Source organism: Polynucleobacter sp. AP-Sanab-80-C2, from assembly GCF_035012965.1.
Classification (GTDB): Bacteria; Pseudomonadota; Gammaproteobacteria; order Burkholderiales; family Burkholderiaceae; genus Polynucleobacter.
In genome coordinates this window covers 1-12,745 of sequence record NZ_JAYGQS010000005.1, presented here as the reverse complement: position 1 = coordinate 12,745, position 12,745 = coordinate 1, and the positions used below count along the sequence as shown (strand labels likewise).

The following is a 12,745-nucleotide window of genomic DNA, read 5'->3' as shown; positions in this document are numbered from 1 at the left end:
TCTACCAAGGTAAAGCAGGAAGGAGAGGCTTAAGACCAGCTTTTTGTATTGTTGGTGCAGCCTTTGGCGAAGCTAAATATGCAATTAAATCTCTCGATGCAACCTGACTATTCACATTACTAGTAATGCCCGCTGAAAACAAAACTGTCTGCTGCACTTCTTGTGGAATCTCACCAATGAAATCAATCCCTTGTATGGGAATCAATTCGCTAACCTGCTGAAAGCCTAACTCAGCGTCTCCTCTAGCAATCACTGTCCCTACACGCTCGCTGTAAATCTTCTTTGCCGTTTTACTCATCTGCTCTGCAATGCCTAGCTTTGGAAATAATTCTGCAGATAAATAGGTTCCGCTAGCGCTAGCAGAATATGCCACAGACTTTGCATTCAGTAAGGCTTGCTTCAGTCCGGGGACAGTACTGATATCGGGCCTTGGCGAACCCGCCCGAACTGCAGCGCCAATCACGGACGCAACCAAATCGACCCTACTTCCTGACTGTACTGCGCCACTCTGAATGAAGCGCTCTAATGCAGGCGCCGCCAAAATCAAAACATCAAATTTTTCATCTCGGGAGAGTCTTGAAGGAATAGAGTCAGGCGCACTTCCCATCGAAGAGCCATAAGAGATGATAACTTTATTAGAAGATTGTTTTTCATACTCGGGCACTAGATCTTTGAGGGCTTCTGCAAAGGCACCCGAAGTAATGACCTTTATCTCTGCAGCAAATGAGGGACTTACAAAAAATACAGCTGCAAGAAAAATGAAGGTCGTGACTCTAAGTGAGTGAATAATTTTCATTTTTAGTGAATGTTAGATCAGAGCAAGATAAGAAATATAGTAACAGCTTAGTTTCTTCAAATGACTTCCAAAACCTTGCTTAAAGAGTTACCCTCAAAATTTGGTCGCTCGCCAATTTCCTCGAATGGATGCCCAAGACGATTTACCCAAAATACGTCATACCCATACCATTTAGCTGCTAGTGCATCCCAAGCATTGCTTGATACAAATAAGACTTCCTCTTTTTTTACAGGAAATGATTTGAGTAGCAACTCATATGCCTGGGGGGCGGTCTTAAATAAACGCACCTCTTCAATCGTGACCACTTTATCTAAATACGGCTTAAGGCCATTGCTTTCTACTACTGTAGCGAGCATCTCTCTACTGCCATTAGACAGAATTGCAGTAGAGGCGCCACGTTTTTTTATTTCTTGAAGAACCATCAAGCTATCTTCAAAACTACTGAGCTTGGCATATTGATCCATTAACTGCTTTTCTATTAATGCAGTCAGCCCTAATCCTAATCGCTTACAGACATAGCGCAGTGAGCGAATGGTTAGATCCCAAAATGGCAAATAGTGTTTACTACCAACGGCACTAGGGTCGCTCATAGTGACAAGACGGGTGTAATCAATTTGCCGATCGCGCCACATCAATGACAGCGTTTGACCATGTCCAGGAAACAATGCTTCTGCCAATTCTCCCATGGAGTAAACGTCAAACAACGTTCCGTAGGCATCGAATGCAATTAGCTTATACATGTCACCCCTTGAATTGATTATTTTTTATTATCGCTCGGTACTAAGGAATGGCATCGACTAAAGCCAAAGATATGAATTCTTTGACTATGTCGGCTATCTGTAGCCCAGCACGTCGTCATGAGTTCTTTTTTGGCCCTCTACGAATCGTTTACTACATATCCCCGACCCACTATGACTAGCTTCTTTTCTTGCGTCTACCTGCATTTGATACATCGCCTCAAAACAATCTCTTCGATTCACGAACTCAAAAGCTTTTGTATGCGTTTGCTTGCCTTTATAAAAGTAGAAAAAATCTAAAGTCCAATACTGATCGCCCTTAATGCCCGTATTCGTAGATTCTGAGAGTTGTGCAGGAGGGTGACTGACGCATGCACTTAACAAAAATATAAAATAGATAAGGAAAAGCTTATACAGGTTCAATCGATCACCTATTGAGTAACTCTATTTTCCAAGTTTATAGAAGTTTATCGTTTTGAACGACAAAATAATCCAACCATCACCAATGCCGCCAATATTTCAGCAAGTACAAATCCGAAGACATCATTTGGAGCAATGCCTACAAAAGTATTTGTGAGACTTCTTGCCACAGCAACTGCAGGATTCGCAAAGAAGGTTGAGGAAGTAAACCAATACCCTGCAGTGACAGTTAAGGCAACAAGCATGGGCACTCGATCTTTTACTTTTTGATCGCCAATATGAATTACTGAAAGCAATACGAGAGTTGATACAAACTCACTAATCCAAATACCTAAGCCAGTTCTGACTTTGGTTGATTCTTGAATGATAGGAAGACTAAACATCAAATGCGTTAGCCATATTCCAGCAATAGCGCCAGTGAACTGACAGCCCCAATAAGCCAACATCTTTTTGAAATCGAGATGTCCTAGCTTCCAAAACATCAGGCTCACGACTGGATTGAAATGAGCACCTGAGATGGGGCCCAGTAACACAATCAAAGCGTAAAGTCCTGCTCCAGTAGCAATACTATTTCCAAGCAAAGCAACTGCGGCATTGCCAGCGGCCAAAGACTCGCCCATCAGGCCAGACCCTGCCACTATTGCCAACAATAGTGCTGTGCCAACAAACTCACTGAGATAGCTTCTCATGCTTTTGTATGAATCTCTTTTAGGCTCATTGAATCCAATTTATCTAATGGCATCGCAGCAAGAATATCAATGCGCTTCTGAAGTCCGTTCATCACATTAACAAAAGCTGCCTTTTTCTCCAAGTCAGTACCTTGCACTTGTGATGGGTCAGGAAAGCCCCAATGCGCTGTTGCAGGATTACCAGGCCAGAATGGACATTGCTCACCAGCCGCATTGTCACAAACAGTAATAATGAAATCCATCTTCGGCGCATTAGGCTCTCCGAAGACGTCCCAGCTCTTAGACTTTAATTTTGCTGGATCCATGCCCATCTCCAATGCCAACTCCCTAGCAATAGGATTAACAGATGTGCCTGGGGTCGAGCCAGCAGAAAAACCAATAAGCTTGCCACTGGGATGAGTCGAGGCAAGCGCCTCGCCTAAAATTGAGCGTGCAGAATTATGCGTACAGAGAAAGAGAATGTTGTATTGCTTCATTGCTTGTCTTTAGTTAATTAGTAATAAGATTTTTTAGTGATCGATAAAATTTAAACTATAGCCAGTGGCATGGGGGCCTGAATATCGGCAGCCTTGATATAAAACCGTAGTCTTTTCATTTGCAGCTCACCTTCTTTTTCTTGGGGACCTCACAAGACTTGCCACCACAACAGTTTTCCAACAAAAAGTCGCTTAAGGTATTTACTAAGTTCGTATTAGGTCGGTAGATTAAATTTCTACTTTGGCGCTCAACTACCAAAAGATTGGCATTCACCAATTCTTTTAAGTGAAAACTCAAAGTTGCATTGGGGATGCCTAACTTCTCAATAATTTGACTGGGCGTTAAGCCAACATCCCCTTTTTGAACAATCAAGCGAAATACATTAAGACGGCTTTCTTGTCCTAGCGCAACAAATGCCTCAACAGCTTCTATATTTTTCATGTTTCTATAATAATGGAAATATATGACAAAGAGGTTACATAATTTTTCACCCAATACCCATATTCATAAAATTTAGAAGTTGCTAGGAAGGATGCTTGGGGGCCTAGGATATCTAAGCCTAGTGGCTCTTCAAATAATCAATTACCCAAGCCGGATCACTATCGCTTGGGAAGATTGGATAGTGAACAGCTTCAATCACGCCATGATTAGCAATTAATGTAACCCGCTTCAATAAAGTCATCCCTGATGTTACAAAGGTTGGCATATTCAATGCTTTTTGAAATTGATAGCTCGCATCACTGACAACTGGAAATGGCAGATGCAGTCTATCAGCCATTTCTTTTTGATATTCAGTGGATTGAACACTCAAACCTACAAGCTCAGCACCTAATGCTTGAAGCTCTTGATAGTGATCTCTAAACGAGCAACTTTGCGGCGTACAGCCTCTTGCCCCAGGAATTTGATCCCAGCCATCAGGTAAAGCAACATTCGGTCGCCCTGTCATCGGATAACAATAGATAACTAATTTGCCTTTGATATCACCAAAATGAATAGCCTTACCATTGGTGGCATTTAAGGAAATCTTGGGTAATTTCATTCCCTTCAAATGATTGGTCGAGCCATCGTCTTGAGGAATTGGCAGACCTGCAGGAAGCTCATTGAAGTTTGTCATAGATCTAGGATAGTCAATGCAATATTTTCAGCAACGCTGTTATTCAAACTGTTGCATCAGGCACTAATCATTTTCTTTAAGCATATTGACACGACTAATAATCCAGCAAGCTCCAGCAATCAAGATAATAGCCCCGCTCTCATAGAGCAGGATTGAAGGGTTTCCATCTTTGCCCTGAAGGATAATTAATCTACTCAATGCAGTCATTGCAATAAATAAAGGGATTGTTATAGGAATACGATGGCTAGAATAAAAGGCTGCCAGCATCCCAAGTACCTCGGCATAAATAAACATCAGCAATAGATCTTGTAGCTCAACACGACGGCTACTAATAAGGGAAAAAACCTCTTGGCCCATTGCTGCAATAGTAAAAATCGCAATAGTAATTAAAAATAATTTTTCAACAAAGCCAATGATATTTTTAACGTTCATATGCTGACCTTTTTAATTTGGAATTCAATTTTAAATACGCTCCAATATGTGCAGGGTATATCTCACTCTACTTTCTAGACTTATATTTTTGTGTAGCCTCTTTTAAATCTGAATATTCCTCGCATCCAAATGTACAAACTTTATCTAATCTTGCCAATAATGCCTCAGCGCCTGGTAAGTCATTGTTAATTAACTTTAGCTTGCCGTAATACTCAAGAGCACCGCGATGATTTGGGTCTATTTTCAAGGCGGCTTGATAATACTTTTCAGCCCCAACCAAGTCCGGCGGCTGTTTCTTGCGAAGACTGTAACCCAACAAATTATTCCAATCAGCAGAACTTGTTTCATTGGCAGCCTGTAATTGTTTTATTGCCTGATCATATTTTTCAGCTTTAATGCTTGCCCTTGACTCTGTTAGCCAAGCCGGGTCTGACTTAATAGGTACAGTATCTGCAGCTTGAGATAGTCCAACCATGGAAATAAACCATAGTGCCGCTAGAAATATTTTTTTCATTTGAAAGCCTATAAGTTAGAGAATCTTTTTTGCTGATTATTTAATTACTACTTGAATAGCATGCGTATGAAAACACTAAAACCACCCAAAGGTGGCTTTAGTATTTCTTAGCGGCTCCAAGCAGAATCGATCGAAGCCTTGAATGCTCCACCTTACTTAATTAGACCGCAGGCAATTCTGGGGCCTGAGTTACCAGCTGGCTGTGATTTGTAATCATCAGGGTCGCGATGAACAACAACTGATCTTCCCAATATTCCAGTAGGGCCACTATTAACTGCAAACCCACTTAACTTTGCCGAATACACTGCATTGCCATTGGCGTCCGATTTAATATTTGGCATATCTCCAGCATGATTTGAGCCGCTTCCAGGCATACCATGTGACTTTGTGTCTGGATTAAAGTGTCCGCCTGCACTGGTTGCATCTGGAGCAGAGCAATCTCCTTTTTCATGAACATGAAATCCTTGCTCAGCATTTGGCTTTAATCCGGAAAAGTTCCCGGTTACCAAAACATCATGTCCTTGCCAGACAAAGTTAACCGTACCTTTTGTATTTGATCCAGAACGTGAATCCAGGGTGGCCGATGCTTTTTGGCCGGTTCCATGCTCCATTGATTGGCAAGCCACCAAAGACATAACTGCAAGCGCGCCCATTGTTAAAGAAATCCCTTTAATCATTACCTGTCTCCTTTTGTTTATATTGCTGCAAGTTAGATCTTGCCTGATTCTCACAAAAATACCATTAAATCAAAAAAGACCTCTTTCAAAGTAGTCTTATTAATTTATTTAAGGGCGGACGGTATCAAACTCTGCCCTCAGGGCTTGGGACTAGGATAAAGTGCATGGGAAAGATGTTCTCCGTTTTTATTCACCTTCACCAAAACCATATCGCCCACCCCAACTACTTTGCCAGTGAAGGCCTGAATATTGACATGGTGTGTTACCAGAATGAGTGGCGCCTTAGATTGCCTAGACAGCTCACTTTTAATTAGCCCCTCCAATTCTTTGGTTTGCTTCTTTTCTAGGCTCATATTGTCAAAAAATGAGCCGAGTGATGGCTCAATTTTTATTGGGCCCTTATTAAGAAGAGTTGCTGTATCCAAACATCTACACCATGGACTACTAAACACGTCTGCCTTTTGAATACCTTGGCTAGCTAACCACACCCCTATTGCCTTAGCTTGTCTTTTGCCGTAATCATCTAAGTTACGCTGAGTGGAACACTGGCTAATGACATACCCAGCAGGATCTCCATAGCCAGGAGCATCAGCGTGCCTCATTAACAGCACATGCTGACCATCCTGCAAATCATTTGCCAGAGTAGCCATTACTTGCTGAGTAATACAAAGACTGCTCAGTAAAAAAATACATGTAGTAATGGTTCGATTAATACGATTCATAAAAATTTTGTCATTTTGCAAGTCAGCCACACCATCCTAATCGAGGACCATCAATCCTGCCAGACCAAAAGATAATGCCCCGCATAAAGCGGGGCATTATTGAGTTCTTGGTAACCCGGATCGGAATCAGCAAGAGCCAAGGATCTCTAATCCAGCTTAACCACTCTTTAGAGCTTTTTCTAGACAGGCAGATAAATGCTCATAATGCTTAATCGCTTTTGTCGTAGGAATCACAAATTTTTTACGCCCATCAGTCTTATCTTCATTGAGCTTTACATAACCCATGGCGACTAAATTCTTAATACGTCCGTGGAGCGTCGCTTGTGAGCCTAGCTCACTTAAGGAAATTAAATCGCCCACCAAAAGCTCCTTGCCTTGAGTGGCAGCCAAGGTAATCTTGTTCAGAAGTTGCTCTTCGGTTGCGTCTAGCTTCTTGCCTGGATTCATATGATCAAGGCCATCTAAGCAATTTAAAAAACGAATATAGGCTGAAGGGTTAATAGCTTTCATAATCTCAATTCTACCCCCCCCGAAGGGTAAACACCACTATGCTATGCACCAATTAAATTCATAATCATTTAATGCCTATTTTCAAGGCTTCTAGCCAATTTCTCTTCGAAATCATCCTTAGCGCTGCTCTGTATATGGCATTCTTTTATTTCAATCAAGCCATCACGGCACCACTTGAAGATGCCAGGGGGGTTAATTGGATTTTTCTCCCTGCAGGCATTCGTATTTTTATCACTCTAATATTAGATTACTCTGGCGCAATTGGCCTAGCCATTGCTTCACTCTTAATTAACTACATTGGCTTTTACGAATATGATCTGAGCTCCACCTTAGGCATTGCGTTTATCTGTGGGATAGCGCCACTACTAGGTAGGCACTTTGTCATTCACAACCTCAAAGTTCAGCCCGATCTTAGTAACATTTCATTAAGACAGCTCTTGGTGATAATCGTTGCATATTCATTCCTGAGTTCAGGCCTACATCAACTTTGGTTTGTGATAATGGGTCTAGATTCTGGCAGTTGGAATCATTTCATTGCCATGTTCTGCGGAGATACTGTAGGCTCAATATTGTTTGTGGCCGTTATTAAATATGGAATTGACTTAGTTAAAGGAAGGCTAGGCAGAGATAACTTGATTGAGTAGCGCCCTTTTTAAGAACGCTTCATGCTGGAGATATCCTAAGATTTCTGACTAAGTCTTATTTGGCAGGGGCCGAAGTTGGCTTACCTTTTTCCAAGATCACGGTTGCCAATAATTTGGTGATCCCTTTGGCCGTATTCTTTGCAGCATGTACTTTACCGCCTTCAATAATAAAACCATCGCCTTCTTTCAAAGAGGCCATCGGTTTTCCTTCAACCATTAAATCTACAGAACCCTCTAATATATATCCTACCAATTCGCCAGGATGGGTATGAGGAACTTCAGCGGCGCCAGCTGGAAACTCAACAATCTGCAAAGTGGCCTCTCTTCCGGTGCTACCCACATCCGATTTTTGAAGTACCGTACGTTTTGGTCGCAACTCGTCAGTCTGCGTCTGCGCGAACGCAAAGTGGGCCATAAAAAAACTGATCGACAAACCCAGCCCAAGCCATTTTGCTAGTTTCATTTTCGGTCCCTATTAAATTGATGTAAATATCGTATCGTAAACCGATTCTATGTGAGGATATATGAGACTACTAGGCCCTAGAATCGCTAATCTTTGGGGGCGTATTGCATCTCACCATTACCAAATGACCAGTTTTCTTTATTCACCTCAATCAAATTGATGACAATGTCTTGAGGTCTAACTTTAAGTCTTTCAACCAAGCCTTCACATATGGCTTTGTAGAACTTTTTTTTCAGCTCAGTAGTTCTACCCTCATTTAAAGTCACCTGAATAAAAATAATGTCTTCAGAATACTCAATGCCTAGATAACTTTTAGGTACGATTAGCTCTTGACTTTCGTGCTTAGTAATAACTTGAAACTTATCATCTTTAGGCACATTAATATGCGTCGTCATCACTTGATAAACAATCTCGCCTACTTGTTGGGCAAAACCTTCTGGATGTTTTTTACTCAAATCGATTCTGACAAATGGCATCTAAATATCTCCTTGATTTTTATTTCTTGAGCCGCTCATTACTTGGAAAAAGATTCTTTCTGGATTCTTCATCAACTTCTGTCTTGAAAGTAAATTTGGTCTTAATAGCTTCAACAGCCTGAGCGCTTGGCTTAGCGTTAATTTCATCTAACAATCGCTTCACACTAGGCAACTTTTCCCAGACACCTTCACCCAATACAAACGGAATCACTCTGGCCCAACCCCAAACAGACATGTCCACAATGCTGTAGTCACTGAGCATATAAGGCTGTTTAGCTAGATGCTCTTCAATTAATAACCAGTGACGCCATGCCTCAAAATCATAGCGATTGACCGCATATTCTTTTGGCTCTGGAGCAAAGTGTTTGAAATGAACAGCTTGCCCACAATACGGCCCAATGCCGGTAGCAACAAACATAAGCCATGAATACAGTTCAGCATGTGCTTGCGGGGTATTTGCTGGCATGAACTTGCCGATCTTTTCGCCTAAGTACAGCATGATGGCATTGCTATCAAACACCTTAATATCACCATCGACTAAGGCGGGGGTCTTCCCATTAGGATTGATTGCTCTAAATTCTGGTTTATGTTGATCGCCCTTGCGGGTATCAGTCACAATAATTTCGTAAGGCGTATTGGTCTCTTCTAAATACAGAGCTACTTTCGCTGGATTGGGTGATGGGTGATAGTAGAGCTTAAGCATTTTTTATTCCTAGAAGTCAGTCTCTTTTAATAATACCCACAAATGAAAAACCACCCGAAGGTGGTCTTTGTGTTTCTTGGTGGCCCGGGGCGGAATCGCCAGGGCCGAGGATGCTCAATCCGATCTAGTAAGTTAGTCCAGCAATATAGGCATAAAGCGGAATTCCCAAGATGATATTAAAGGGGAAAGTAATGCCCAATGACATCCCCATATATAAAGCGGGGTTTACTTCAGGAAGTGCATGCCTTAATACTGCTGGCACAGCAATGTAAGAAGCGCTGGCGGCAAGCACCATTAACAAAACGGTATCGCCCAATGGCAAACCTAGTAATTTAGATAGCCCCAGTGCGATAGAGGCGTGAACCAAAGGCGCTCCAATTGCGTAGAACAAAGTAATGGGCGGCTTACCTTTTAATCCATCAAAGTTCTTAGCGGCCATCAAGCCCATATCCAGCAGGAAGAAGGCGAGCATTCCTTTGAATAAATCGATTGAAAATGGGGCCATTATTTTTTGGCCAGCATCACCACTCACTAAACCAACGATCATTGAACCCAGTAGAAGAAGTTGTGCGCCATCAGTAAATGATTCGTGAAGAATCTTTGATATGCCCACAGACTGCTTTGAGTTTGTAGCTGATGCTCTCGCCTTATTTGCCAATAAGATTGCCAGAATAATTGCTGGGGATTCCATCAAGGCCATCGCAGCTGCCATATGTCCACCAAACGCAATGCCATATTGATCCAGTGCTTGGGTTGCGGTGATAAAAGTAACCGCGCTCACTGAACCATAAGTGGCGGCTATAGCCGCGGCATCATAGTTATTGAGTTTGGTTCTAAGAACTAGATAGCCCATCAACGGAATGATGATTGCTAGAAATATTGCCAAGCCAAGCGCTAAACCAATCTCAAGAGTAAAGCCTGATTTATGAAGCGCAAAGCCGCCCTTTAAGCCTAAGGCCATCAAGAGATATAAAGATAAAAATCTAGCAATGGGCTGAGGAATTTCTAGATTGGATTTCACGGCACCAGCAAAAGCACCAAAGACAAAGAAGAGAATTGCTGGGTCTAAGAAATTACTCATATCAACATCTTAGGTAATTTTGGAACTTCTTGCATTAGCCCCATATAGTCTGAGGACTAAATGAAAAAACCACCCGAAGGTGGTTTTGGTGTTTCTTGTTGGCCCGGGGCGAAATCGACCAAGGCCTAGGATTGATCATCCGGCCTCAAACCACCTAGCGCTTCAATCTCTTTTGCCATCTCTAGGCTATTTGAATCCCCTGCATTTCCCCTGAGATCGTCAATAACGCCTTGACGGTCCCTGGCAGGACGATTTTGACTAACCTTCCATTTGGCTTCGATTTTTTCAACCAGCAATTCGACTCCTACAATGTTTGCCAGCATCGTTTCAATGTAATCTTTTGGAGCATCTGTAACGGCCCACGGATCTTTTCTGCTTGACTCCATTTTCTCCGTCAGGATCTTCACAATGTAATGCTTGCCCTCCTCATCTTGGATAGCCGATAACGTTCCATTGATGTGAACGCTTAAATAGTTATAGGTAGGAACAACTTTATGAGTTTCTTTCTTTGTAGGGTACGAAGATGGGCTGATATACGTTTCATGCCCTGAAAAGACCAGTAATACTTTTTGCTTTTTCTCGCCAATTTTCCATATTGGATTTGCCTTGGCTGTGTGTGAAATTAACTTGCTCCCAACGGCTATGTTTCCATTGAGGGCCATAAAAGGCAGGTGGTTTCCAACCAGATCCCCATCAACATTGGCAACCATTAGTCCAAGTGGGTGAGTTTTAATAAATTGAGAGATCTTCTCTGGATCAGTCTCAAGAAAATGTGAAGGGATATACATCTGCTAATTAAAACATCTATTGATTAAAAATCAATACCAAACCCATAAGTGAAAAACCACCCGAAGGTGGTTTTGGTGTTTCTTGGTGGCCTGAGGCGGAATTGACCAAGCCTAAAGATATCCAATCCTAGCTCTAGACTTGTAATCTTCTAAAGACTTTTTTCAAACCCAAAGTCAGCGGCAGCACCATTAATACTGAGCCAGCAATTAGGGCAATAGTATTAGGGACCCCTAGCCTATCACCGATAAAACCATAAACAAGGGGTGAAATAGCACCGGCACCAATTGTTACCGTATAAAACACTCCAAATGCTCTTGATCGCATATGCGGCGGAACTAACTCGGGGACAGTTCCATAAAGCCCAGAGGATGTTCCATTTAAGGCAACACCAACTAATGGCAACATCAACATAACAACATCAAGATTTATTGGCAGGGTTAAAGCCATCAGAATAGTCGTGGCAATCTCTGTTATCAAAGTGGTTTTGATTACGCCAAATCGAGCTGCGATAAACCCGCAAACAAATTTACCTGCGGCGCCACCTGCAAAAGTTAAGCTCAGCGCAAAGCCTACCTGCGTGACTGTGGCACCTTTAGACATTAATAAAAAAGGTAGTAGCGTTAGAAAGCCCATACGAGTAGCGCTATCGATCGCAGCAATTGACGATAAAGAAATAAAGCCTAGATTAAGAAAGTTACTACTCGCGCCTTTTCGGCTTGTATCACCTGATGCCTCATCTAGCTGGGTCTTAGAGTGATTAGTAACCGTTGTTTTAGGCAGAACAACTGCTAAGAACATTACAGCCAACAATCCCAAGAGCCCCATCACGCTGGTTACGGTATGCCAATCCCAGACTGCCAATAAAGCCGCACAGAGTGATGGCAACAACACCTTCCCTATATCGCCAGAAAAGTTATATGTGCTCAGAGCACCCCTTAATTCCGAGCCTTCAAAAGCATGGGAAGTTAATGAGGAGGAGAGGGGGTGTTGAACACTTGCGCCAATACCACTAAGAATTAAACAGGCCGCCAAACCTAAAAAACTGGTAGTCCAACCAGACAATAAAAACCCAATTGCCGCAATCAGAGTGCCGAATAGCAATAGGCGTTTTTCACCGACCTTTTCTGACAACATACTTGATGGAACTTGTAACGAAGCCATTGCCCCTGAATATAAAGTCTTTAAAGAGCCAACCTCAGCAAGCGATAAACCAAATGCCATTTGCCAAATAGGAAACATGACATACAGAAGGTCGGTGTATCCATCATGAAGAATATGGGCACCACAACAAGACCCCAGGATTCTTTTCTTGAGCGCTTTCATAGCAACAATGTAACTGAGGTCCAATGAAAAAACCACCCGAAGGTGGTTTTGGTTGTACGACTCGACACATAGTTAACACTTTATACCGGACACATACTTTACAGTTTTTGGCATAGGAGGGACCACTCTATGCCGTGGAATGAAAGTACGAAGATGGATGAAAAGCTCAAATTTGTGT

The 12,745-nt window shown here is 42.2% G+C and carries 18 protein-coding genes; 1 reads left to right on the top strand and 17 read right to left on the bottom strand.

Annotation, left to right across the window (positions count from 1 at the left end):
• Nucleotide 1 precedes the first annotated feature (1 nt).
• The 11 genes from VC178_RS08615 to VC178_RS08565 all read right to left on the bottom strand — a co-directional run bounded on the left by VC178_RS08615 (nucleotide 2) and on the right by VC178_RS08565 (nucleotide 7,088).
• Nucleotides 2–796 carry a substrate-binding domain-containing protein gene (locus VC178_RS08615; protein WP_216127213.1) on the bottom strand — a complete coding sequence of 265 codons (795 nt, stop codon included), beginning with the start codon at nucleotides 794–796 and terminating at the stop codon, nucleotides 2–4.
• 56 nt (nucleotides 797–852) lie between these two features.
• Entirely contained in the window at nucleotides 853–1,536 is a 684-nt protein-coding gene (locus VC178_RS08610) for a haloacid dehalogenase type II (protein ID WP_323482236.1), read from the bottom strand.
• A gap of 464 nt (nucleotides 1,537–2,000) precedes the next feature.
• Nucleotides 2,001–2,642: an MIP/aquaporin family protein gene (locus VC178_RS08605; RefSeq protein ID WP_323482235.1), complete on the bottom strand. Its 642-nt coding sequence runs from the start codon at nucleotides 2,640–2,642 to the stop codon at nucleotides 2,001–2,003.
• Nucleotides 2,639–3,118 (bottom strand): arsenate reductase ArsC, encoded by a 480-nt coding sequence (locus tag VC178_RS08600; RefSeq protein WP_215319304.1) that lies wholly within the window; start codon nucleotides 3,116–3,118, stop codon nucleotides 2,639–2,641. Before VC178_RS08600 ends, VC178_RS08605 begins: the two co-directional genes overlap by 4 nt.
• A 115-nt stretch (nucleotides 3,119–3,233) precedes the next feature.
• Nucleotides 3,234–3,560 carry an ArsR/SmtB family transcription factor gene (locus VC178_RS08595; protein ID WP_216127222.1) on the bottom strand — a complete coding sequence of 109 codons (327 nt, stop codon included), beginning with the start codon at nucleotides 3,558–3,560 and terminating at the stop codon, nucleotides 3,234–3,236.
• Between the two features lie 118 nt (nucleotides 3,561–3,678).
• A complete protein-coding gene (locus VC178_RS08590) occupies nucleotides 3,679–4,233 on the bottom strand; it encodes a peroxiredoxin (RefSeq protein ID WP_216178002.1) in 555 nt (184 codons plus the stop codon).
• Between the two features lie 63 nt (nucleotides 4,234–4,296).
• Complete coding sequence (locus VC178_RS08585) at nucleotides 4,297–4,665, bottom strand: phosphate-starvation-inducible protein PsiE (protein WP_215296019.1); 369 nt, start codon at nucleotides 4,663–4,665, stop codon at nucleotides 4,297–4,299.
• A 67-nt stretch (nucleotides 4,666–4,732) separates the two neighbouring features.
• A complete protein-coding gene (locus tag VC178_RS08580; RefSeq protein ID WP_323482234.1) occupies nucleotides 4,733–5,179 on the bottom strand; it encodes a tetratricopeptide repeat protein in 447 nt (148 codons plus the stop codon).
• Between the two features lie 152 nt (nucleotides 5,180–5,331).
• Nucleotides 5,332–5,856, bottom strand: a complete 525-nt coding sequence (locus VC178_RS08575) for a superoxide dismutase family protein (RefSeq protein ID WP_251372063.1) — start codon at nucleotides 5,854–5,856, stop codon at nucleotides 5,332–5,334.
• A 137-nt stretch (nucleotides 5,857–5,993) separates the two neighbouring features.
• On the bottom strand, nucleotides 5,994–6,578 hold the full coding sequence (locus tag VC178_RS08570; protein WP_323482233.1) for a histidine phosphatase family protein: 585 nt from the start codon (nucleotides 6,576–6,578) through the stop codon (nucleotides 5,994–5,996).
• A gap of 156 nt (nucleotides 6,579–6,734) precedes the next feature.
• Nucleotides 6,735–7,088, bottom strand: a complete 354-nt coding sequence (locus VC178_RS08565) for a winged helix DNA-binding protein (RefSeq protein WP_215296020.1) — start codon at nucleotides 7,086–7,088, stop codon at nucleotides 6,735–6,737.
• 71 nt (nucleotides 7,089–7,159) lie between these two features.
• Here VC178_RS08565 and VC178_RS08560 point away from each other — a divergent pair, with 71 nt between their 5' ends.
• Nucleotides 7,160–7,732, top strand: a complete 573-nt coding sequence (locus VC178_RS08560) for a hypothetical protein (RefSeq protein WP_323482232.1) — start codon at nucleotides 7,160–7,162, stop codon at nucleotides 7,730–7,732.
• 55 nt (nucleotides 7,733–7,787) lie between these two features.
• Here VC178_RS08560 and VC178_RS08555 read toward each other — a convergent pair whose 3' ends face one another.
• From VC178_RS08555 to VC178_RS08530, 6 genes are all read right to left on the bottom strand, one after another.
• Nucleotides 7,788–8,195 (bottom strand): cupin domain-containing protein, encoded by a 408-nt coding sequence (locus VC178_RS08555; protein WP_216123325.1) that lies wholly within the window; start codon nucleotides 8,193–8,195, stop codon nucleotides 7,788–7,790.
• Between the two features lie 86 nt (nucleotides 8,196–8,281).
• Nucleotides 8,282–8,671: a tautomerase family protein gene (locus VC178_RS08550; RefSeq protein WP_323482231.1), complete on the bottom strand. Its 390-nt coding sequence runs from the start codon at nucleotides 8,669–8,671 to the stop codon at nucleotides 8,282–8,284.
• 19 nt (nucleotides 8,672–8,690) lie between these two features.
• Nucleotides 8,691–9,374 (bottom strand): glutathione S-transferase family protein, encoded by a 684-nt coding sequence (locus VC178_RS08545; RefSeq protein ID WP_323482230.1) that lies wholly within the window; start codon nucleotides 9,372–9,374, stop codon nucleotides 8,691–8,693.
• A gap of 124 nt (nucleotides 9,375–9,498) precedes the next feature.
• Complete coding sequence (locus VC178_RS08540; RefSeq protein WP_323482229.1) at nucleotides 9,499–10,455, bottom strand: sodium-dependent bicarbonate transport family permease; 957 nt, start codon at nucleotides 10,453–10,455, stop codon at nucleotides 9,499–9,501.
• 125 nt (nucleotides 10,456–10,580) lie between these two features.
• Nucleotides 10,581–11,243 carry an FMN-binding negative transcriptional regulator gene (locus VC178_RS08535; RefSeq protein ID WP_323482228.1) on the bottom strand — a complete coding sequence of 221 codons (663 nt, stop codon included), beginning with the start codon at nucleotides 11,241–11,243 and terminating at the stop codon, nucleotides 10,581–10,583.
• Nucleotides 11,244–11,376: 133 nt separating this feature from the next.
• Entirely contained in the window at nucleotides 11,377–12,567 is a 1,191-nt protein-coding gene (locus tag VC178_RS08530) for an MFS transporter (protein ID WP_323482227.1), read from the bottom strand.
• Between the last annotated feature and the right edge of the window lie 178 nt (nucleotides 12,568–12,745).